This window comes from Stenotrophomonas sp. HMSC10F06, assembly GCF_001807865.1.
Lineage (GTDB): Bacteria > Pseudomonadota > Gammaproteobacteria > Xanthomonadales > Xanthomonadaceae > Stenotrophomonas > Stenotrophomonas bentonitica_A.
On sequence record NZ_KV791253.1, the window covers coordinates 1 to 21,223 of the forward strand.

The 21,223-nt window shown below is 66.8% G+C and carries 17 protein-coding genes; 10 read left to right on the forward strand and 7 right to left on the reverse strand.

Features of this window, described 5'->3' with window-relative positions:
* Together HMPREF3113_RS01570 and rpoE are read right to left on the reverse strand one after the other, a co-directional pair.
* The coding region (locus HMPREF3113_RS01570) for a sigma-E factor negative regulatory protein (RefSeq protein ID WP_254665223.1) at positions 1-596 on the reverse strand (596 nt) is incomplete at its 3' end.
* Positions 593-1,213 (reverse strand): RNA polymerase sigma factor RpoE, encoded by a 621-nt coding sequence (rpoE, locus tag HMPREF3113_RS01575; protein WP_019183456.1) that lies wholly within the window; start codon positions 1,211-1,213, stop codon positions 593-595. The genes HMPREF3113_RS01570 and rpoE, both read right to left, overlap by 4 nt.
* A gap of 237 nt (positions 1,214-1,450) precedes the next feature.
* On the opposite strand from rpoE, the gene HMPREF3113_RS01580 reads away from it, so the two are divergent.
* From HMPREF3113_RS01580 to HMPREF3113_RS01595, 4 genes are all read left to right on the forward strand, one after another.
* Positions 1,451-3,514: a 3-hydroxyacyl-CoA dehydrogenase NAD-binding domain-containing protein gene (locus tag HMPREF3113_RS01580; protein ID WP_046273645.1), complete on the forward strand. Its 2,064-nt coding sequence runs from the start codon at positions 1,451-1,453 to the stop codon at positions 3,512-3,514.
* Positions 3,515-3,673: 159 nt separating this feature from the next.
* Positions 3,674-4,537, forward strand: a complete 864-nt coding sequence (locus HMPREF3113_RS01585) for a pirin family protein (RefSeq protein ID WP_019183458.1) — start codon at positions 3,674-3,676, stop codon at positions 4,535-4,537.
* A 113-nt stretch (positions 4,538-4,650) separates the two neighbouring features.
* Positions 4,651-5,373 (forward strand): aquaporin Z, encoded by a 723-nt coding sequence (gene aqpZ / locus HMPREF3113_RS01590; protein ID WP_083298677.1) that lies wholly within the window; start codon positions 4,651-4,653, stop codon positions 5,371-5,373.
* A 230-nt stretch (positions 5,374-5,603) separates the two neighbouring features.
* A complete protein-coding gene (locus tag HMPREF3113_RS01595) occupies positions 5,604-6,065 on the forward strand; it encodes a hypothetical protein (protein WP_070470395.1) in 462 nt (153 codons plus the stop codon).
* A gap of 124 nt (positions 6,066-6,189) precedes the next feature.
* Here the strand turns inward: HMPREF3113_RS01595 and HMPREF3113_RS01600 are convergent, their stop codons facing one another.
* Positions 6,190-7,041 (reverse strand): pirin family protein, encoded by an 852-nt coding sequence (locus HMPREF3113_RS01600; RefSeq protein ID WP_070470397.1) that lies wholly within the window; start codon positions 7,039-7,041, stop codon positions 6,190-6,192.
* A 227-nt stretch (positions 7,042-7,268) separates the two neighbouring features.
* Between HMPREF3113_RS01600 and HMPREF3113_RS01605 the strand changes: the two genes are divergently transcribed.
* On the forward strand, positions 7,269-9,350 hold the full coding sequence (locus HMPREF3113_RS01605; protein ID WP_070425673.1) for a carbon starvation CstA family protein: 2,082 nt from the start codon (positions 7,269-7,271) through the stop codon (positions 9,348-9,350).
* Positions 9,350-9,574 carry a YbdD/YjiX family protein gene (locus HMPREF3113_RS01610; protein WP_019183464.1) on the forward strand — a complete coding sequence of 75 codons (225 nt, stop codon included), beginning with the start codon at positions 9,350-9,352 and terminating at the stop codon, positions 9,572-9,574. Before HMPREF3113_RS01605 ends, HMPREF3113_RS01610 begins: the two co-directional genes overlap by 1 nt.
* Before the next feature lie 140 nt (positions 9,575-9,714).
* Here HMPREF3113_RS01610 and HMPREF3113_RS01615 read toward each other — a convergent pair whose 3' ends face one another.
* The 4 genes from HMPREF3113_RS01615 to HMPREF3113_RS01630 all read right to left on the reverse strand — a co-directional run bounded on the left by HMPREF3113_RS01615 (position 9,715) and on the right by HMPREF3113_RS01630 (position 14,513).
* Positions 9,715-10,917 (reverse strand): DUF3103 family protein, encoded by a 1,203-nt coding sequence (locus tag HMPREF3113_RS01615; protein ID WP_175440323.1) that lies wholly within the window; start codon positions 10,915-10,917, stop codon positions 9,715-9,717.
* Between the two features lie 199 nt (positions 10,918-11,116).
* Positions 11,117-12,367, reverse strand: a complete 1,251-nt coding sequence (locus tag HMPREF3113_RS01620; protein ID WP_070470401.1) for a DUF819 family protein — start codon at positions 12,365-12,367, stop codon at positions 11,117-11,119.
* Between the two features lie 114 nt (positions 12,368-12,481).
* Positions 12,482-13,765 carry a sensor histidine kinase gene (locus HMPREF3113_RS01625; protein WP_254665224.1) on the reverse strand — a complete coding sequence of 428 codons (1,284 nt, stop codon included), beginning with the start codon at positions 13,763-13,765 and terminating at the stop codon, positions 12,482-12,484.
* Positions 13,766-13,811: 46 nt separating this feature from the next.
* The gene (locus HMPREF3113_RS01630; protein WP_070470405.1) at positions 13,812-14,513 is read right to left on the reverse strand and encodes a response regulator transcription factor; all 702 of its coding nucleotides are present in this window, start codon (positions 14,511-14,513) and stop codon (positions 13,812-13,814) included.
* Between the two features lie 130 nt (positions 14,514-14,643).
* Here HMPREF3113_RS01630 and HMPREF3113_RS01635 point away from each other — a divergent pair, with 130 nt between their 5' ends.
* The 4 genes from HMPREF3113_RS01635 to HMPREF3113_RS01650 all read left to right on the forward strand — a co-directional run bounded on the left by HMPREF3113_RS01635 (position 14,644) and on the right by HMPREF3113_RS01650 (position 21,044).
* A complete protein-coding gene (locus HMPREF3113_RS01635; protein WP_070470444.1) occupies positions 14,644-16,353 on the forward strand; it encodes an ArnT family glycosyltransferase in 1,710 nt (569 codons plus the stop codon).
* 101 nt (positions 16,354-16,454) lie between these two features.
* Positions 16,455-17,225 (forward strand): phosphatase PAP2 family protein, encoded by a 771-nt coding sequence (locus HMPREF3113_RS01640; protein ID WP_083298679.1) that lies wholly within the window; start codon positions 16,455-16,457, stop codon positions 17,223-17,225.
* The gene (locus HMPREF3113_RS01645) at positions 17,222-18,874 is read left to right on the forward strand and encodes a phosphoethanolamine transferase (protein WP_070470406.1); all 1,653 of its coding nucleotides are present in this window, start codon (positions 17,222-17,224) and stop codon (positions 18,872-18,874) included. The genes HMPREF3113_RS01640 and HMPREF3113_RS01645 overlap by 4 nt, the downstream gene beginning before the upstream one ends.
* A gap of 175 nt (positions 18,875-19,049) precedes the next feature.
* Complete coding sequence (locus HMPREF3113_RS01650; protein WP_070470408.1) at positions 19,050-21,044, forward strand: M2 family metallopeptidase; 1,995 nt, start codon at positions 19,050-19,052, stop codon at positions 21,042-21,044.
* Positions 21,045-21,223: the final 179 nt, after the last annotated feature.

A 21,223-nucleotide genomic window follows, 5' to 3' on the forward strand; every position in this document is an offset into this window, starting at 1 on the left:
GCGCTGGCGCTGGCGCGGCGTGCGGTGGCCACGTCCTGGCGGCGGCTGGCCGCCGCCACCGCAGCCGCCGGCACCGCAGCCACGGCGAGTGCCTGTCCGGCGGCAGAGGCTTCGGTAACCGGTGCGGCCGGCAGTTCGGCCTGGCTGGCGATGATGGTGGTCGGCGCCTCCAGCGGGGCCTGGGCGGGCAGCTGTTCGCGCGTCATGAACATCGCCACCGCGGCCACGGAGGCAGCCAACGCCGCGCCACCGCCCCAGCGTCGCCAGCTGCCGCGCCGTTGCGCCTGCTCCGGGCCACGCTCCACCCTGGCCTGCATCGCCGGGGCGGGCTCTACGGCCACGGACGCGCGCACACGCTCGGCGAAATCGACCGGGGCCGGTGCGCAGGCCTGCCCGCGCAGCACATCGCCCAGCACCTGCCAGCGTTCGTTGCAGCTGGACAAGGCCTCATCGTGTTCCAGCCGACGCAGCATGAAGCGCGCTTCATCGGCCGACAGTTCACCATCGATCAGCGAGGACAGCTGCTGACGGTAATGGGCGTCGAATTTATCGGGGGACGCGCCCCGGGAAGCATCATTGGACATATCGTGGCTCATGCGCGGCTCTTCTCGCGGGTGGCGCTGCCCACATCGAGCAGCGGCCGAAGTTCAGTGTCGATCGCCTCGCGGGCACGGAAAATCCGCGACCGCACGGTGCCGATCGGGCACCCCATCTTCTGCGCGATTTCGTCGTAGCTCAGGCCCTCCACCTCGCGCATGGTGATGGCTGACCGCAGTTCTTCAGGCAGCGCGGACACTGCCTTCATCACCGTCTGTTCCAGTTCCTGCCGCATCAACTCGCGTTCGGGCGTGTCGGTGTCGCGCAGGCGGGTGCCGCTGTCGTACTGCTCGGCGTCCCCGATTTCGATGTCATCGGTGGGCGGGCGGCGGTTGTGCGCGGCGAGATGGTTCTTGGCAGTGTTCACGGCAATCCTGTGCAGCCAGGTATAGAACTGGGCGTCGCCGCGGAAACTGCCGATCGCGCGGTACGCGCGGACGAACGTGTCCTGGGCGACGTCCTGACATTCACTCCAGTCCGCGATGTAGCGCCCGATCAGCGCGATGACCCGATGCTGGTACTTGCGCACCAGGACATCGAACGCCGCGCTCTCGCCACGCTGCACACGTCGGACCAGCTCCAGGTCCAGCTCCTGTGGTGTTTCAACCTCGGCCATGGGGGGCCGCACTCCTGTCAGCCCAACCGACGTCGGGCAATGAGACTGCCAATCCCGGGAAAAGTTCAGCGCTCGATCACACAGCGCCGCACCAGCTTTTAACCACCGTTCCGTTAAGGTTTCCGATCCAGGCAATGAATCGACGGTATCTCTCCCCAGCTATAGGGATTTGACGGGGAGGAAACAACCTCTGGATCATAGCCCCCTTCTCCATACACAACCGGATGGAACGTTCCCATGCTCTCAGGCTTCGATGGGCTCCGCTTCTCGCATTGGCACCCGCAGATCCGTGACGATGGCGTCGTGGTGCTCAGCCTCGACCGCCAGGACAGCAGCGTCAACGCCATGTCGCAGGACGTGCTGCTCGAACTGGGCGACCTGATCGAGCGGATCGCGATGGACCCGCCCAAGGCGGTGGTGATCCAGTCGATCAAGGCGGCCGGCTTCATTGCCGGGGCGGACCTGAAGGAATTCCAGGCGTTCGACCGCCGCGGCACCGTCAATGACGCGATCCGCCGTGGCCAGAGCACCTACCAGAAGCTGGCCGAACTGCCCTGCCCGACCGTGGCGGCGATCCATGGGCATTGCCTGGGCGGCGGCACCGAGCTGGCGCTGGCCTGCCGTTACCGCGTGGCCTCCAATGATCCGTCCACCCGGATCGGCCTGCCGGAAACCCAGCTGGGCATCTTCCCGGGCTGGGGCGGCAGCTCGCGCCTGCCGCAGCTGGTCGGCGCGCCGGCGGCGATGGACATGATGCTGACCGGCCGCAATCTGTCGGCCTCGGCCGCGCGCAACATCGGCCTGGTCGACAAGGTCGTCGCGCCCGCCGTGCTGCTCGATACCGCGGTCTCGCTCGCACTGAAGGGCACCACCCGCCCGTTCAAGCAGCGCGCGACGGCGTGGATCACCAACACCTGGCTGGCGCGCAGGCTGCTCGCCCCGCAGATGGCCAAGCAGGTCGCCCGCAAGGCGCGCAAGGAGCACTACCCGGCGCCGTACGCGCTGATCAACACCTGGGCGCGCACCGGTGGCAGCCCGATCCAGACCCGCCTGGATGCCGAGCGCCGCGCGGTGGTCAAGCTGGCCGGCACGCCGACCGCACGCAACCTGATCCGCATCTTCTTCCTGACCGAACGCCTGAAGGCCCTGGGTGGCAAGGACCATGGCATCCAGCACGTGCACGTGGTCGGTGCCGGCGTGATGGGCGGTGACATCGCCGCGTGGTCGGCCTACAAGGGCTTCAACGTGACCCTGCAGGATCGCGAGCAGCGCTTCATCGATCCGGCCATGGAACGCGCGCAGGCGTTGTTCGCCAAGCGGGTGAAGGACGAGAGCAAGCGCCCGGCCGTGGCCGCGCGGTTGAAGGCCGATCTCGCGGGCGAGGGCGTGGCGCTGGCCGATCTGGTGATCGAAGCGATCATCGAAAATCCGGAAGCGAAGCGTGATCTGTACCAGTCGCTGGAGCCGAAGATGAAGGCCGATGCGCTGCTGACCACCAACACCTCCTCGATCCCGCTGGACGAACTGCGCGACCACATCCAGCGCCCGGCGCAGTTTGCCGGCCTGCATTACTTCAACCCGGTCGCGCAGATGCCGCTGGTGGAAATCATCCATCACGACGGCATGGCCCCGGAAACCGAGCGTCGCCTGGCCTCGTTCTGCAAGGCACTGGGCAAATTCCCGGTGCCGGTCGCCGGTACCCCTGGCTTCCTGGTCAACCGCGTGCTGTTCCCGTACATGCTCGAAGCCGCCACCGCCTATGCCGAAGGCGTGCCCGGGCCGGTGCTGGACAAGGCCGCGGTCAAGTTCGGCATGCCGATGGGCCCGATCGAACTGCTCGATACCGTCGGTCTGGACGTGGCCGCAGGCGTGGGCAAGGAACTGGCGCCCTTTCTGGGGCTGCAGGTGCCGGCTGCCCTGGCGACGGTGGAACAGGGCAAGCGCGGCAAGAAGGACGGGCAGGGCCTGTACAAGTGGGAGAACGGCCGGGCGCAGAAGCCGGACGTCCCCGCCAACTACGAGATCCCGGCCGATCTGGAAGACCGCCTGATCCTGCCGCTGCTCAACGAAGCGGTGGCCTGCCTGCACGACGGCGTGGTCGCCGATGCGGACCTGCTCGATGCCGGCGTGATCTTCGGCACCGGCTTCGCCCCGTTCCGCGGCGGCCCGATCCAGTACATCCGCGCCACCGGTGCCGATGTGCTGGTCGAACGCCTCAAGGTGCTGCAGCAGCGCTACGGCGATCGCTTCGCCCCGCGCCCGGGATGGGACTCGCCGGTACTGCGTGAGCCCGTGATCTGAGGCGCGATGATGTGATGTGACGACGCCACCGTGAGGTGGCGTTGTCGTTTGTGCTGCCATCCCTGTGCGACCAGAACAACCTGTTACCGATACAGGCCTCCCGCCCCCACACCCCGCATGCGATCCTCCCGCTCTGTCCCCGCCAGCGAGACCGCCCGCATGACGACCATCATCGCCCCCCGCATCCATGACATCGGTGGCCTGCAGGTACGCCGCGCCGTGCCGACCCTGCAGGCGCGCAGCGTGGGTCCGTTCGTCTTCGTCGACCAGATGGGCCCGGCCGTGCTCTCCCCCGGCACCGGCATCGACGTGCGCCCGCATCCGCATATCGGCCTGGCCACCGTCACCTTCCTGTGGTCCGGCGCCATCGGCCACCGCGACACGCTCGGCTCGGACCAGGTGATCCGCCCCGGCGACGTCAACTGGATGACCGCCGGCCGCGGCATCGCCCATTCCGAACGCACGCCCGCCGTCGAACGCGAGCACGACCATCCGCTGCACGGCATGCAGACCTGGCTCGCGCTGCCGAAGCAGTTTGAAGAGACCGATCCCGCGTTCTACCACCATGCCGCCGCCACCCTGCCCCAGCAGCGCCGCAAGGGGGCCTGGCTGCGTGTCATCGCCGGCCGCGCGTACGGCGAAGAATCGCCGGTCAAGGTCTTCGCCGATACCCTCAACGTTGCCATCGATCTGGATGCCGATGCGGAAATCGATCTCGATACCGGCCACGCCGAGCGCTCGCTCTACATCCTGGAAGGCCAGGCCCAGCTCGATGGCGTGGATGTTCCCGCCCAGCACCTGATCATTCCGGAGCCCGGTGCCCGCGGCCGCCTGCGCGCCAAGACCCCGATCAAGGCGATGCTGATGGGCGGCGAACCGCTGGATGGCCCGCGCCACCTGTGGTGGAACTTCGTGTCCAGCTCTACCGAGCGTATCGAGCAGGCCAAGCACGACTGGGAATCCGGGCGTTTCGGCACCATCCCCGGCGACGACAAAGAGTTCATTCCGCTGCCCACGTACTGACCCGCGCACCGCCATCGACCGTTCGTCGGGTATTGACGCCATCGTCACCCCGATGAACCCCGATTCAGCTACGTTGCGCCTGCCCACCCCGGGCATACACGTGGAGCACGTCGATGAGCATGGGCAAACGTCTGGCCGCCGAGTTCCTGGGCACGTTCTGGTTGGTATTGGGTGGGTGTGGCAGCGCCGTGCTGGCCGCCACGTTCGGCGGCGATGGCAATCCGCTGGGGATCGGCTTTCTGGGCGTCGCGCTGGCCTTCGGCCTGACCGTGCTGACCGGCGCCTATGCGTTCGGTCACGTGTCCGGCGCGCACTTCAATCCGGCGGTCAGTGTCGGCCTGTGGGCTGGCGGCCGCTTCCCCGCGCGCGAGCTGCTTCCCTACATCGTGGCGCAGGTGCTGGGCGGCGCATTGGCCGGCTTCATCCTGCTGCAGATCGCCTCCGGCGCGCCCGGTTTCCAGATCGATGGCAGCCAGGCCGGCGCATTCGCCAGCAACGGCTATGGCGCACTTTCGCCGGGGGGCTACAGCGTCGCCGCCGCCGCCCTCTGCGAAGTGGTGCTCACCGCGTTCTTCCTGATCGTGATCATGGGCTCCACCCACGGCAACGCACCGGCCGGCTTCGCCCCGATCGCCATCGGCCTGGCCTTGACCCTGATTCACCTGATCAGCATTCCGGTGACCAACACCTCGGTCAATCCGGCGCGCTCCACTGCCGTGGCCCTGTTCGCCGGCAGCGGCGCGCTCAGCCAGCTCTGGTTGTTCTGGCTGGCTCCGCTGCTGGGCGGGCTGATCGGCGGCACTCTCTACAAGTGGATGGGCACCGCGCCGCGCTGATGCTCAGGGCCGGGCGGGCAACCCCCGCCCGGCCGCTGACAAAGGAATCAACTGAAACCGTTATTTGTACACTGAGTCACATTCCGTTAAGGTCCGGATCACTCGTCCGACACTGACGGCAGCGAGTCATCCGGTACGCGCGCGGGGAATGCGCCACCACGGCCAAGGGTGTCGACGGCCACCGGAATGCCTGTCAGCGGCGGACGCGATCATCGACCTTGGGGGAATGCATGAACGTCCTGCGCGCTGTTGTGTGTGTGTGTCTGCTGGTGTCTGCCGGCGCCGTCGCGGCGCAAGCGACCAGCGAATGTCCGTCCCTGCCCGCCAGCAGCGGCCTGAACTGGCAGCAACTGGCCCAGCGGGACCTGATCCTGTGCAGGGCCAGCACCGCCGATGGGCGTGAAGTGCTCAGCCTGACCTTGAGCGCACGCAATCCGGAGCTGCCGTTGAACCGTGCGCTGCGCCAGGAAAAAGGCAGCTTCGCCGGTGAAACCCTGTACTGGTACCAGCCCGACCTGGGCGGCCAGAAGCCGCCGGGGTATGAAACCCGCCGCATCACCGTGGTCAAGTTCGACAGGAACCGCTTTGCCCAGATCGCGCTGTATGCCGGTGACGCCAGCGAACTCGGCTCGCTGCAATTGTTGGCGCAGGGCATGAGCCTGACGCCCTCGGCCGTCGCCGCCGGGCGCTGAGCACGAGGCCGGGACGGTGCACCGCACTCATCCCGCCATTCACGGTAACGCCGGCCGCTGGCCGGCGCCTCCCACACCGTCAGGTGTCCTGCGTTTGTCGGCCAGCGAGCGGTGCCAACGCCCCTCAGAAGCGGCCTTCCTGGAAATCCACGAAGGCCTGCATCAGCTCCTGCTTGGTGTTCATCACGAACGGCCCATGCCGCATGACCGGCTCGCGCAGCGGCCGGCCCGCCACCAGGATCAGGCGCGCCCCGGTTTCACCGGCACGCAGGACCAGCTGCTCGCCGCCGCCCAGCACCGCCATTTCCTGGCGGGCTACCGGACGCGCATCGTCGCCTTCGCCGATCTCCAGCCCGCCTTCGAACACATAGGCGAACGCGTTATGGCCATCGGGCAGCGCGTAGCTCCAGCCCGCGCCGGCATCCAGCGTGATGTCCAGGTACACCGGATCGGTGGCCGGCTGCACGATCGGCCCGACCGTGTCGCCCACCTGGCCGGCGATGACCTTCACCTGCACGCCCCCGGCCGGTGCCGTCACCGGAATATGGTCCGGCGCGAACTCCTGGTACTTGGGCTCGGTCATCTTCTCGCGCGCGGGCAGGTTCACCCACAGCTGGAAGCCGCGCATCTGCCCCGATTCCTGCTCGGGCATCTCCGAGTGGATCAGGCCGCGGCCGGCGGTCATCCACTGCACGCTGCCCGGCGTGAGCAGGCCCTCGTTGCCATGGTTGTCCTTGTGCCGCATGCGGCCATCGAGCATGTAGGTGACGGTCTCGAACCCACGATGCGGATGGCTGGGGAAGCCGGCGATGTAGTCCTCGGCGCGGTCCGTGCCGAATTCATCCAGCAGCAGGAACGGGTCCAGGTCGGGCAGCGAGGGGCCGCCGATCACGCGCGTCAGGCGCACGCCGGCGCCATCGGAGGTGGCCATGCCACGGATGGTGCGCAGCACGCGCACCGGGGTTGGGCTGCTCATGATGACTCCAGGATCGGTGAACTGCCTACAAGATGGGCGCGCCGGCCCTGCCGGCCAACCGCCACGCCCGCAACCGATTGTTCCAAGCGTGGTGTTCCGATGGCGTGCACGGGCACGCACCGCGCCCACCCTACGACCAAAGTACTAGCGGCAAGCCCCCGCCATTGCATTGACCCCGTCAGTGCCAAGGCGGACTCTTACGACGATCTCCAGGGAGACGCAATCTCATGAAAGGTTTTTCGAAACTGGGTTGGGCAGTCATCGCACTGCTCGGCGCCTTCTGTCTAGGCACCGTCGCACTGCGCCGCGGTGAACCCATCAATGCGCTGTGGATCGTCGTCGCTGCGGTCTCCATCTATCTCATCGCCTATCGCTTCTACAGCCTGTTCATCGCCGACAAGGTGATGCAGCTCGATCCGACCCGGGCCACGCCCGCGGTGATCAACAACGACGGTCTGGATTACGTTCCGACCAACAAGCACGTACTGTTCGGCCACCACTTCGCCGCCATCGCCGGTGCAGGCCCGCTGGTCGGCCCGGTGCTGGCCGCGCAGATGGGCTACCTGCCCGGCCTGCTCTGGCTGGTGGTGGGCGTGGTCGTGGCCGGCGCGGTGCAGGATTTCATGATCCTGTTCCTCTCCAGCCGCCGCAACGGCCGCTCGCTCGGTGACCTGGTGCGTGAGGAAATGGGGCCGGTGCCCGGCACCATCGCCCTGTTCGGTGCCTTCCTGATCATGATCATCATCCTGGCGGTGCTGGCGATGGTGGTGGTCAAGGCGCTGGCCGAAAGCCCCTGGGGCATGTTCACGGTCATCGCGACGATGCCGATCGCGATCCTGATGGGCGTGTACATGCGCTACATCCGCCCGGGCAAGATCGGTGAGATCTCCGTGGTCGGTCTGATCCTGCTGCTCGCCGCGATCTGGTTCGGTGGCAAGGTCGCCGCCGACCCGGTCTGGGGCCCGGCCTTCACCTTCACCGGTATCCAGATCACCTGGATGCTGATCGGCTACGGCTTCGTCGCCTCGGTGCTGCCGGTCTGGCTGCTGCTGGCCCCGCGCGATTACCTCTCCACCTTCCTCAAGATCGGCACCATCGTGGCGCTGGCGATCGGCATCCTGATCGTAATGCCCGAGCTGAAGATGCCGGCGCTGACCCAGTTCGCCGCCAGCGGCGACGGCCCGGTCTGGAAGGGCGGGATGTTCCCGTTCCTGTTCATCACCATCGCCTGTGGCGCGGTCTCCGGTTTCCACGCTCTGATCGCTTCGGGCACGACGCCGAAGCTGCTCGCCAATGAGCGCCACATGCGCTACATCGGCTACGGCGGCATGCTGATGGAATCGTTCGTCGCGGTGATGGCGCTGGTAGCCGCCTCGATCATCGACCCGGGCATCTACTTCGCCATGAACGCGCCGGCCGCCGTGATCGGCCCGGATGCGGTCTCCGCTGCGGCCTATATCAGCAACACGTGGGGCTTCATCATCACCCCCGAGCAGCTGGAGGCCACGGCCGCGGCGATCGGCGAGCCGACCATCCTGCACCGCGCCGGTGGCGCACCGACGTTGGCGGTGGGCATCGCGCAGATCCTGCACGAGGCGATCCCGAGCGGCAGCAACGCGATGATGGCGTTCTGGTATCACTTCGCGATCCTGTTCGAAGCCTTGTTCATCCTCACCGCGGTCGACGCCGGTACCCGTGCCGGTCGCTTCATGCTGCAGGACCTGCTGGGCAACTTCATCCCGGCCCTGAAGAAGACCGAATCGTGGACGGCCAACATCATCGCCACCGCCGGTTGCGTGGCGCTGTGGGGCTACCTGCTTTATACGGGCGTGGTCGATCCCTTCGGCGGCATCCAGACCCTGTGGCCGCTGTTCGGCATCTCCAACCAGATGCTGGCCGGTATCGCGCTGATGCTGGGTACCGTGGTCCTGTTCAAGATGAAGCGTGACCGCTTCGCCTGGGTCACTGGTGTGCCGGCGGTGTGGCTGCTGATCTGCACCACCTATGCAGGGCTGATCAAGATCTTCGACAAGAACCCGGCGCAGGGCTTCCTGGCCCAGGCGCACAAGTACCAGGACGCGATCGCCACCGGCACCCTGACCGCCCCGGCCAAGACCGTCGGCCAGATGCACCAGATCGTGGTCAACGCCTACGTCAACACCGGCCTGACCGTGCTGTTCCTGTTCGTGGTGTTCTCGATCCTGTTCTACGCGATCAAGACCATCTTCATGGCCCGCCGCACGCCGCAACGGACCGACAAGGAAACCCCGTACGTGGCGCTGCAGCCGCACCAGATGGCGGACCTGTGATGAGCACCGAACTCGTCCCCGCCGGTCAGTACCAGGCCCACCGCCGCATCTGGCGGCGCCTGGTGCAGACCGCGCGGCTGTGCTGCGGTATTCCCGACTACGACAACTACGTTCGCCACGTGCTGGAGAAGCATCCGGACCGCGTGCCGATGGACTACAAGACGTTCTTCCGCGAGCGCCAGGAGGCGCGATACAGCGGCAAGAACGGGGGGCGCTGCTGCTGACGCCGCAGGGTGCGCATGGTCCCGGCCGCGGGTTGGGACACAGATGAACAAACGGCGGCGCGAAAGCGCCGCCTTTTTTTTCAGACTGCGATCGACACTGCCTGCGGCCGTCCTCAAGCGGAACCGGCCAGCGGCCGGCACTACTGGAGCGTGAGGGGACTCAACGTCACCTGTGCATTGTTCGCCGCGCCCATCCTTCCGGTATAGCGCTGACCGCGCTGGAGCAGGTAGAAGCTGTCCAGGTAGTCGGTATCGTTGGTGAACCAGCCGCTAGGAATTGCCTTGAGAATCGCGCCGCCGATATCAGCAATCACCGCATACTCCGGGGCGAAGGCACCCAGCGCCAGTTTCACGCCTGAAGTGAGGGCGATCAGCAGGTCTTTGTAATTGGTGTCGCCATCGTCTTCGAACAGTTGCACGTTGGCGGTGTCGAACCGGTAATTGCCCCAGATCACCAACGGCTGGCCCGGGGTGTAATCGGTCTTGTCATGGTCCAGATACGGCAGTGACACCGTGGCCATCTCCGGCTCTGCCGTGTCGATCTGCAGCCCGGACACGACCGCGAACACTTCGGCGCCGCCCAATGCCCACGGCTCGCCGTCATTGACCAGGCGGATGCGGTCGAGCCGGGTGACATCCAGAGAGCTCGCTCCATTGGCGGTCACCGTGAGGCGATCTGCCGACTGCAGCCCCCTCGCCTGCAACCCTGCATTGATCAGCGCCATGCCTTCCTGCACCGCCTGACCTGTGTCGATGTCCACGATCAGCACCGGGAAGGTCGGGGCTATCTGCGCGTCCAGCAGATGCTGACGTCCGTGCCGGTCGTAGGCGACCATCGACGTCCAGGTGCGGTCGTCTCCCGTTGGCAGCACCGCTACCCAGAGATCGGCAGGCGCCACCGCGCTCAGCACCTGCCCAGCAGGCACGAAGCTGCGGACCTGCAGCAAACTGCGCGCACCGGCCGGCAAGCCCTTGTACTGGCGGACCAGGCCATCGCGTCCAGCCAGCGTGCGCGCCGCCAGGCTGCTGCCATCCGGATCGGCCCGGGCCATGACCGAGGTCAATAGCAGCCCGCGATCGGGGTGCGCCGCCAGCGCATCGACCACGGCGTCGGCCAATGCCGGCTGACCGAGCCACGCCGCCACATCGCGCGCACTCGCCTCCGTCACCGCATGCACGTTGCCACCGTCGCCCGGTGCGGCCTGTACGGGCAGTACAGAAGCAATCATCAGTACGCCGGTGGTGACCAGCGACATCCAGGTTCCCTTCGTCTTCATCGCATTCCCTGATGGGCGCCGACTGCCATCGACAGATGGGTTCCATGCCGTGCGCGCCCGGCGCAAGGCACAGTGCATGGCGCCGGACCTTACGCGGCGGTATCAGGACGATCCGGCACCTCTTTCACACTTCATGACAAATGAAGCCATTTCTGACAGCTGGACGTGACGGTGATCCCAGACCTTTCGCACCTCAGCGGCACGTCGCCCAAAAAAGAGGCGGCCATCAAGGCCGCCCCGGGAGTCAACAACTAGGAGCGCCTGCTTACGCGCCCGCCATCCACTTCAGGATCAGCCCGGTCACATAGGCCAGGCCGGTGCCGGTGGCATAGCCCACGGTGCCCAGCAGCACGCCAACCGGCGCCAGCGACGGATGGAACGCCGCGGCGACCACCGGTGCCGACGCCGCCGCACCGATGTTGCCCTGCGAGCCGATCGCGAAGAAGAACAGCGGCGCGCGCATCAGCTTGGCGGCGATCCACAGCACCAGGATGTGGGTCAGCATCCAGATCGCGCCCAACGCGAACAGCCACGGGCGGTCCAGCAGCGAAAGCAGGTCCATCTGCATGCCGATGCAGGCGATCAGGAAGTACAGGAACAGCGTGCCCAGGCGCGAGGCACCGGCCGACTCCAGGCGGCGCGCGCGGGTGAAGCTCAGGCCCAGGCCGAGCGCGGTGGACAACAGCACCACCCAGACGAACGCGCTGTCCAGGCTGAACTGGCTGGCCCAGCTCACATTCGTCTTGAACCAGCCGCTCAGCGGTGCGGCGATGGCATGCGCCAGACCGACGCCACCCAGTGCCACGCCGACGATCACCATCAGGTCGGTGAGGCTGGGAATGCGGGCGTTCTGCGCCTCGTAGGCGGAGATCCGGGCCTTCATCTCATCGATGGCACGGGTATCGGCGCCATTGCGCGTATCGATCTGCTGGGCGCGGTTGGCCAGGAACAGCAGCACCGCCATCCACAGGCTCGCGCAGGCCACGTCGACCACCGCGAACTGGCCGAAGGTGGTGGCATCGGTGCCGAACACTTCGCGCATCGCCACCATGTTGGCGCCGCCGCCGATCCAGCTGCCGGCCAGGGCGGCCATGCCCTTCCAGGTATCACCGGCCACGGTGGCCGGGTGGATCCAGGACATCGTCTGGAACGACACGATCGCGCCGAGGATGATGCCCAGCGTGCCGGCGCAGAACACCACCAGCAGCTTCGGGCCCAGCTTCATGATGCCCTTCAGGTCGATCGAGAGCGTCAGCAGCACCAGCGCTGCGGGCAACAGCACGTCACGGGCGATCGGGTTGTACAGCGAGGTGTTGTGGCCGTCGATCAAGCCGGCGGTGTTGTAGATGGCCGGGATGAAGTAGCACAGCAGCAGCGCCGGCACCCACGCGAAAATCTTCTTGAGCAGTGGGGTCGGGCCACTGGCGGCCCAGAAGATCACGGCCAGGGTGGCGGCGATCAGGCCGAGGCCGACGATGTCATTGGTAATCAGGGCAGTACTGGGTTCGGTCGGCATCAAGCCATCCTCTGTCGATCGAAGGGATAAAAAAAAGCGCCGCATAGAGCGGCGCCCGACGAGCTTAACATTGTCTTCACGACGCCACACTTTGCAGTGCAGCGCGCGGGCCGATCACGACGCGGGTAGTGATGCGCGTTGTTGGCGGCCCGGCAGCGAAGCCCCCAGATCGAGGATCACACACGTCCCTCGCGGCACACAGGGTTCGATCTGCAGCGCCCAGCCCAGGTGCTCGCACAGCCGGGCGATCAGCTCCAGGCCGATGCCGCTCTGCTCATTGCGGTCACCGCGTGCCATGCGCGCATGGACGGCGGCAATCTCCTCCGGGCTCATGCCCAGCCCGGGGTCCTGCAGGGTCACCACGGCCTGATCGGAGACCTGGATGTGGATGGTGCCGCGCCCGCTGTTTTCGATCGCATTGCGCAGCAGATTGCCGATCGCGGCCTGGACCACGCCCAGCGGCGCGACGATGTCCACGCGCGCAAGTCCGTCGATCTCGATGCGCAGGTCCTTGTCGCCCATCAGATGGCGATGGTCTTCGATGATGTCCGGCACCAGCAGATCGAGCGGAATGCGTTCGCCCAGTGCGGCCAGCCGTGCCGGGTCGCGTGCCAGCACCAGCAGCAGCTGGATCAGCTGCTCCACCCCCTGGGCCGTGCGGTGCACGCGCTGCATCTGCTGGCGGGCGCGCTCGGGGATGTCCTGCTGGCCCAACGCCAGCTCGGAGGCACCGGTGATCACCGCGATCGGCGTGCGCAGCTCATGGCTGGCCGTGCTGATGAAGACCCGCTCGCGCTCGACGAACTGTTCGTTGCGCGCCAGGTAATCGTTGAGCGCGTTGGCGATGACATACAACTCCGAACTGGCACGCGGATCCACCTCCACCCGCTGCCCGGGAACGCCGGGCCGCAGTTCGTCGATGCGCCGCGCCAGCGAGCTCAGCGGCCGTACCAGCCGGCCGACACCGAAGGAGGCCATCAGGACGGTGACGATGATCATCAGCACGCCGGCCAGCAGTACCCAACGCGTGGCGAACTGCTCCAGCTCGTGAAAGTCGTTGATGTCCAGCACCAGCGCCAACCGCCCCAGCTGCGTGGTTTCGCGCACCATCACCGCGCTGGCGCGACCGTTGACCTCCACACCATCGTGCAACCCCGGGTGCAGCGTGCGCAGGCTTTCCGGCACCGCCGGGCTGCCGTCGATATAGAACAGCCGCAACGTGTCCGAATCCTGCCAGCGGTAGTGCGGCTCGTGTTCGATGTGGTTGACGATACTGTCCAGCTCGGAGTTGAGCAGCGCGCGCCATGCCGAATGCTCGGCATGTTCATGCACGTAATTGCCCACGCTGAACACCGCCAGCGAGATCAGCGCCAGATAGCCCAGCAGCCACCACACCATGCGCCGGTGCATGGGCGATGGCGTGGGCGATGGCGTGGGCGTGCGCTTACGCCACATTGTCGTCAGCGCCGGCCGCGGACACGCCGAGGCGGTACCCGACCCGCGGCAAGGTGTGGATCAGCTTCTGCTGGAACGGGCCATCCACGCTGCGGCGCAGTTCGTAAACATGCGAGCGCAGCAGGTCGCCATCGGGCAGCTCATCGCCCCACAGCGCGAACTCCAGTTGCTGGCGGGTCACTGCGCCGGGGCTGGCGCGCATCAACACTTCCAGCAGCTTGCGGCAGGCCGGATACAGGTGCAGCGGCTTGCCATCGCGCTGCGCTTCCAGCGTGGCCAGATCCAGCTTGAGGTCGGCCACTTCCAGCAGCTTGCGCGGATTGCGCCCTTTGGCGCGCACCATCAGCGCTTCAAGACGTACTTCCAGCTCGGGCAGTGCGAAGGGCTTGGTCAGGTAGTCATCGGCGCCCGCGCGGAAGCCGGCGATCTTGTCCGGCAGTTCGTCGCGCGCGGTGAGCATGATCACCGGCACTTCCGAGCCGTGGTCGGCACGCAGCCGGCGCAGCACTTCAGGCCCCTCCATGCGCGGCAGCATCCAGTCCAGGATCAGCGCGTCATAGGGCTGCGACACCGCCAGGTGCAGGCCGGTCACGCCATCGGGCGCGACGTCCAGCACGTGGCCCCGCGATTCGAAATAATCGAATAGATTGGCAACCAGCTGACGGTTGTCTTCAATGACCAGCAACCGCATGGGACACTCTCTTGACCGGTTGGGCGCATGGTAGCCGGAACCGTGTCGGAATCCGGTCGCAATGGGGTGGTTACGACGCTTTTCCTACGCTGTCGGGGAGACAGTGGCTGTTTTGCCGGTGAGCTTGGGCGTGACCGAATCCCTCTTCCTGCGGCGCTGGCCGCGTGTGCTGGTGTGCCTTGCCCTGCTGCTGGCGCTGGCGGCGGGCATCGGCTTGCGCCAGCCCTCCCCGCCCGATGAACCCCGTTTCGTGCTGGCCGCACGGGCCATGGTCGCCTCCGGGCAATGGCTGCTGCCTCACCGTGGCAGCGAACTGTACGCGGAAAAACCGCCGGTGTTCATGTGGCTGCAGGCCGCCAGCCACCAGCTGTTCGGCGGCTGGACCATTGCCTTCCTGGTGCCTTCGCTGCTTGCCGCTCTGCTGACACTCTGGCTGACCTGGGACCTGGGCCGGCGGTTGTGGAACCGGCGTGTTGGCTGGTGGGCGATGCTCGCCTTGTTCAGCTGCCTGCAGTTCGGCCTGATGGCCAAGCGGGCGCAGATCGACATGGTGCTGGTGGCGATGACCACCCTGTCGCTGTGGGGATTGCTGCGCCACCTGCTGGAAGGCCGCAACCGGCCCGCGCTGTGGCTGGCCGGCTTCGCCGCCGGGCTGGGCACGGTGACCAAGGGCGTGGGCTTCCTGCCGCTGCTGGTGCTGCTGCCGTTCGCCGCCTGGCGCTGGCGCGCGCGCGGCGCGGCGTTGCCGGCCGGCACCGCCCGCGATCTGTGGTGGCTGCTGCCCGCCTTCCTGCTCGGCACGGCGGTCTGGCTGGCACCGCTGGGCGTTGCCCTGCTGCATTCGTCTGACCCCGCCCTGCACGCCTACGCACGCGAACTGCTGTTCAAGCAGACCGGCACCCGCTACGCCAACGCATGGCACCACGTGAAGCCGGCTTGGTACTACCTGCAGGTGATGGCGACCTTGTGGCTGCCGGGCAGCCTGTTGCTGCCCGCCCTGGTGCCGGCATGGTGGCGCCGCCTCAAACGCCTGGATGGACGCTGGTGGCTACTGCTGGGGTGGTCGCTGCTGGTGCTGGTGTTCTTCAGTGCCAGCCCGGGTAAACGCGAGGTCTACATCTTCCCGATGCTGCCCGCGTTGTGCCTGGCCGCCGCCCCGCTGCTGCCCGGGCTGCTGCGCCGGGCCGGCCTGCGCTGGCTGCTGTGGGCGTATGTCGCCGTTCTCGGTGTGGCGGCGTTGTATGTCGGCACCCAGTTGTGGTCGGCCAGCACATGGGCGCACGTGCAGCTGGCGCGGCGCGCGATGCCCGACACGCTGCTGCCCGTGCTTGGCGGCTGGCTGATCGCCTTCGGCGCGGTGTTGCTGGCGCTGGCCCTGTGGTGGCGCCAGCACCGGGCAGGCGCGCTGGTGGTCGCGGCGGCCTTCCTGCTCTGGAATCTGTACGGCTGGGTCCTGATGCCAACCCTGAACCCGTACAGTTCCGCCTCGGCCGTGATGCAGCGCGTCGGCAAGCGGATCGGGCCGGAGGCCGAGCTCGGCGTGGTCGCCTGGCGCGAACAGAACCTGCTGCAGGCCGACCGCCCGGTGACCGATTTTGGTTTCAAGACCCCGTGGGACCAGCAGTGGCAGGCCGCCGGCCCGTGGCTGTCACACGCGCCCCGGCAACGCTGGCTGCTGGTGCTCGATGAAGCGATCAGCCCGTGTGTGGACCCGTCGGCGGTGATCGAGATCGGCAGCGCCAACCGCAACCGGTGGCTGCTGTTCCCGGGCACCGCCTGGCAGGCCGACTGCCACGCCGCCGTGACCGCCACCGACACCGCGCAGGACGAGGAAGACTGAACGGCAGGCCGCGCTTAACCGGCGGCCAACATCGCTCCGACCACTCTCCGACACTCCGCTGACGACCATGGCGCCGGAATCTCCCGCCGGCCTCTTCGTCCATGTTTCCAGCGTCCACCGTTGCGCTTTCTTCCCTTCCCGCCGCCACAACCACGCCGCGCTTCCTCCGTGCCCATCTCTGGCTCCCGCTGGCCGTGACACTGTTGGCCAGCGCGGTGCTGATGGGCGCCGGTGGCGACCAGTGGCTGGCCGATCAGCTCTATCGACTCGAAGGGCAGCAGTGGGAGCTGCAGAATGCCTGGGTCACCACCCACCTGATCCACCAGGCCGGCAAATGGGCCAGCAGTGCAGCGGCGCTGGTGGCGATCATGCTGTGCTTCCACGCCTGGCGCAGCGAACGGGCCGCCGCGTGGCGCTGGCCGCTGCTGTACCTCGTGCTCGCGGTCGCACTGGGCACCGGCGTGGTCTCGCTGCTCAAGTCACTGACCAACATGGATTGCCCGTGGGATCTGGCCCGCTATGGCGGCAGCCGCGAGTTCATCGGCCTGTTCGCCACACGCCCAGCGGGGATGCCGCGCGGGGTGTGTTTTCCGGGCGGGCATTCCAGCGCGGGGTTTGCATGGGTCAGCCTGTACTTCGTCGCCCTGATGATGCGCCCTGCCTGGCGCTGGGGCGGTCTGGCGGTCGGCCTGCTGGCTGGCGGCCTGTTCGGGGTTTCGCAGCAGCTGCGTGGCGCGCACTTTCTGTCGCATGACCTGTGGACGTTGGCCACCTGCTGGGCGGTCTCGCTTGGCCTGTACCTGCTGATCGAACCGGGGCGGCTGCGCGAACGCAGCACTGCACCGGTCAGCGCGCAGGGAGAAGCGGCATGAGCACCACCCTTCCGCGCGCCTCGCGCTTCCCTGCGCTGGCCACCCTGCGTGGCTGGCGCCCGCAGTGCACCACCGAAACCCTGATCCTGCTCACCAGCGTGTTCTTCGCGGTGGCCTGCAACGGCCTGTTCTGGCACAGCGCGATGGCCACGCACCCGGGCAGCGTCGGCTTCGCGCTTTCGCTGTTCCTGTTTCTGGTGGGGGCGCACTGCCTGCTGATGGGGCTGCTGGTCTGGCGCTGGAATGCCAAGGTGGTGCTGAGCGTGTTGCTGATCGGCACCGCACTGGCGGCCCACTACATGAGCAGTTACCACATCTATCTGGATGCGGACATGCTGCGCAATGTGCTGGCAACCGACCACAAGGAAAGCCGCGAACTGATCACGCCCACCTTGATCGCCCCACTGCTGCTGTTGGCCCTGGCGCCGATGCTGCTGCTGTGGCGCGTGCAGCTGCGCCGGCGCACGCTGGGAAGGGCGCTGCTGTGGCGCATGGGCTTCCTGCTGCTCTCGGCCCTGATTGCCTTCGGCGGGGCGATGCTGTCCTTCCAGGAGATGTCCTCGCTGATGCGCAACCAGCGCGAGGTGCGCTATCTGGCCACGCCGGGCAACTTCCTGCTCGGCCTGCCCAAGGCGCTGCGCGGCGACAACCCGATCCAGCGCGCTCCGAAACTGCCGATCGGCACCGATGCCAAGGCCACCCCGCGTGCAGCCGGCAGCCGCCCGCGCCTGCTGGTGATCGTGATGGGCGAAACCGCGCGCGCGCAGAACTGGGGCCTCAACGGCTATGCCAGACAGACCACGCCGGAACTGGCCCAGGCCGGGGTGATCAACTTCCCGGACATGCATTCGTGCGGCACCAGCACCGAAGTCTCCCTGCCCTGCCTGTTCTCGCCCTACGGGCGCCACGACTACGACGAAAAGAAGATCCGTGCGCACCAGTCGCTGCTGCACGTGCTGGATCACGCCGGCATCGCCACGCTGTGGCGCGACAACCAGTCCGGTTGCAAGGGCGTGTGCGAGGGCCTGGAAATGCAGCCGCTGGATGATGCCAAACACCCGACGCTGTGCGCCAACGGGCGCTGCATGGACGAGATCCTGATCGACGATCTGGCCACCCAGGTCCGCGCCAGGCCCGGTGACCGCGTGGTGGTCCTGCACCAGCTGGGCAACCATGGGCCGAGTTACTTCGAACGCTATCCGGCGCGCTTCCGCCGCTTCACCCCGACCTGCGATACGCCGGACCTGGGCAAGTGCAGCCGCGAGCAGATCACCAACAGTTACGACAATGCGCTGCTGTACACCGATCACCTGCTCTCGCGCACGATCGGCACACTGAAGGGCATGGACGACTACGACACGGCGATGATCTATCTCTCCGATCACGGCGAGTCGCTTGGCGAGAAAGGCCTTTACCTGCATGGCGTGCCCTACGCGATCGCCCCGCAGGAACAGACCCGGGTACCGATGACGATGTGGTTCTCGCCCTCGTTCGCGGCCAACCGCGGGCTCAACCTGGCCTGCGTGCGGGCGCGCGCGGGCAAGTACACCGACCACGACAATCTGTTTCCGTCGGTGCTGGGGCTGATGCAGGTCAAGACATCGGTGTATGAGCGTGACCGGGATCTGTTTGCTGGGTGCGAGGTTTGAGGACGTCCGCGCTTTGGTGATGGTCCAGCGTCCGGGGCGGAAAATCGCCCGCTTTTCGCCTTCCAGTTGAGGCGAGGCAGGCCATACCGTGGCGGGACCGTGCTGCCCTGCCCCTTGCGGTGTGCCCGGCGCTTCACTAGCCTTCGCCGGTCTGTCACCACCCAAGGATGTGCCCGTGAACCACCGCCCGCTCCTGCTGGCCCTGGCAGTCAGTGCTGCCGCACTGACGCTGGCGGCCTGCCAGAAGGAACCGTCCCCCACCGATGCACCGGCCACGGGCACCACCCAGTCCAAGGAAACCGCGGACCAGTTCATCGCCCGCGTCAACGCCGAGTACAAAGCCATGTACCCGGAAATGACCTCGGCCCAGTGGCTGTCTTCGACCTACATCAATGACGATTCCGAGCGCGTCGCGGCCAAGGCCAACGAACGCTGGCTGACCGTGCTCAATGGCTGGATCGCCCAGGCCGGCCAGTACGACGGCCAGCCGATGAGCGAAGACACCAAGCGCCAGATCCACCTGCTCAAGCTGATGACCTCCATGCCCGCCCCGCGCGACCCGGCCAAGCTCTCCGAGCTGACCCGCATCGCCAGCCGCATGGAAGGCGCCTATGGCTCGGGCAAGTACTGCACCGACGAAGCCAACCCGCAGAGCTGCCGCCAGCTCGGCGACCTGGAGCAGGTGCTGGCCCGCAGCCGCGACTACGACAAGCAGCTCGACGCCTGGCAGGGCTGGCATGGCACCACCAAGCCGATGCGCGCCGACTACGAGCGCTTCGTCAGCCTGGTCAACGAAGGCGCCAAGGAAATGGGCTTCGCCGATGCCGGCCAGATGTGGCGCAGCGGCTATGACATGCCCGCCGACCAGATCGGCCCGGAAACCGACCGGCTGTGGGACCAGGTCAAGCCGATGTACGAGCAGCTGCACTGCTACGCACGCACCAAGCTCGATGCGACCTATGGCAAGGACAAGGCCGAGGTCAATGGCGGCCTGATCGCCGCGCACCTCACCGGCAACATGTGGCAGCAGGACTGGTCCAACCTGTGGGACCAGTTGGAACCGTATCCCGGTGCCGGCAACCTGGACATCACCGCCGCGCTGGAAAAGCAGTACCAGACCAACCTGAGTGGCGCCCTGGCCAAGGCCGGCAGCGGTGCCAACGTCGAAGCGCTGTACAAGGCGCAGCGTGAGGCCGAACTGCGCACCGCCAAGCAGATGACCGAGCGCGCGCAGGATTTCTACGTCTCGCTGGGCATGCCGGCGCTGCCGAAGTCGTACTGGGACAAGACCCAGTTCATCAAGCCGCTGGACCGTGACGTGGTCTGCCACGCCAGCGCGTGGGACATGAACATGGACGGCGACGTGCGCACCAAGATGTGCATCAAGCCGAACGAAGAGAACTTCACCACGATCTACCACGAGCTGGGCCACATCTATTACGACCTGGCCTACAACCCGCTGCCGCCGTTGTTCCAGGGCGGTGCCAACGATGGCTTCCACGAAGCGATCGGCGACACCATCGTCCTGGCGATGACCCCGCAGTACCTGAACTCGATCGGCCTGGTCGACACGCCGCAGGAAAGCCGTGAGGCGACCATCAACGCGCAGATGCGCATGGCCCTGAGCGGCGTGTCGTTCCTGCCGTTCGGCCTGATGATCGATCGCTGGCGCTGGGGCGTGTTCGACGGCTCGATCACCCCGGACCACTACAACCAGGCGTGGTGGGACCTGAAGGCCAAGTACCAGGGCGTGGCCCCGGCCAGCGCGCGCGGTGAGGAATTCTTCGACGCGGGCGCCAAGTACCACGTGCCGGGCAACACCCCGTACACCCGCTACTTCCTGGCGCGCATCCTGCAGTTCCAGTTCTACAAGGGCCTGTGCGATGCCTCCGGTTACAAGGGGCCGCTGCACCAGTGCAGCTTCTACGGCAACAAGGAAGCCGGCCAGAAGTTCTGGGCGATGCTGAGCAAGGGCGCCAGCCAGCCGTGGCAGGCGACGCTGAAGGAAATCACCGGCGGCGACAAACTCGATGCCGGCCCGATGATCGAGTACTTCACCCCGGTCAACGAGTGGCTCAAGCAGCAGAACCAGGGCCAGATGTGTGGCTGGCAGCTGCCGGCCAGCACGACGGCTGCGGCCACGGCGGCGCCGGCAACGACCAAGCAGTAATCCAACGCGCAACCCTGGCAATCAGGAAAAGGCCGACAGCGATGTCGGCCTTTTTCTTTGCTTGCGCCCCGTCCGCTCTTCCGCGCAGCGCGTGAGCCGGTTCACAGTCCGTGCGCGCGGGCCTCTCGACAAGCATTGCGTGAAAAAGTGATCCAATGCGATAGACAGGTCCGATGCAG

Excerpts from the sequence above, each read along its gene's own strand:
- rpoE (WP_019183456.1), bottom strand. The coding sequence starts at position 1,213 with ATGGCCGAGGTTGAAACACCACAGGAGCTGGACCTGGAGCTGGTCCGA.
- HMPREF3113_RS01580 (WP_046273645.1), top strand. The coding sequence starts at position 1,451 with ATGCTCTCAGGCTTCGATGGGCTCCGCTTCTCGCATTGGCACCCGCAG.
- HMPREF3113_RS01585 (WP_019183458.1), top strand. The coding sequence starts at position 3,674 with ATGACGACCATCATCGCCCCCCGCATCCATGACATCGGTGGCCTGCAG.
- aqpZ (WP_083298677.1), top strand. The coding sequence starts at position 4,651 with ATGAGCATGGGCAAACGTCTGGCCGCCGAGTTCCTGGGCACGTTCTGG.
- HMPREF3113_RS01595 (WP_070470395.1), top strand. The coding sequence starts at position 5,604 with ATGAACGTCCTGCGCGCTGTTGTGTGTGTGTGTCTGCTGGTGTCTGCC.
- HMPREF3113_RS01600 (WP_070470397.1), bottom strand. The coding sequence starts at position 7,041 with ATGAGCAGCCCAACCCCGGTGCGCGTGCTGCGCACCATCCGTGGCATG.
- HMPREF3113_RS01605 (WP_070425673.1), top strand. The coding sequence starts at position 7,269 with ATGAAAGGTTTTTCGAAACTGGGTTGGGCAGTCATCGCACTGCTCGGC.
- HMPREF3113_RS01610 (WP_019183464.1), top strand. The coding sequence starts at position 9,350 with ATGAGCACCGAACTCGTCCCCGCCGGTCAGTACCAGGCCCACCGCCGC.
- HMPREF3113_RS01620 (WP_070470401.1), bottom strand. The coding sequence starts at position 12,367 with ATGCCGACCGAACCCAGTACTGCCCTGATTACCAATGACATCGTCGGC.
- HMPREF3113_RS01625 (WP_254665224.1), bottom strand. The coding sequence starts at position 13,765 with ATGGTGTGGTGGCTGCTGGGCTATCTGGCGCTGATCTCGCTGGCGGTG.
- HMPREF3113_RS01630 (WP_070470405.1), bottom strand. The coding sequence starts at position 14,513 with ATGCGGTTGCTGGTCATTGAAGACAACCGTCAGCTGGTTGCCAATCTA.
- HMPREF3113_RS01640 (WP_083298679.1), top strand. The coding sequence starts at position 16,455 with ATGTTTCCAGCGTCCACCGTTGCGCTTTCTTCCCTTCCCGCCGCCACA.
- HMPREF3113_RS01645 (WP_070470406.1), top strand. The coding sequence starts at position 17,222 with ATGAGCACCACCCTTCCGCGCGCCTCGCGCTTCCCTGCGCTGGCCACC.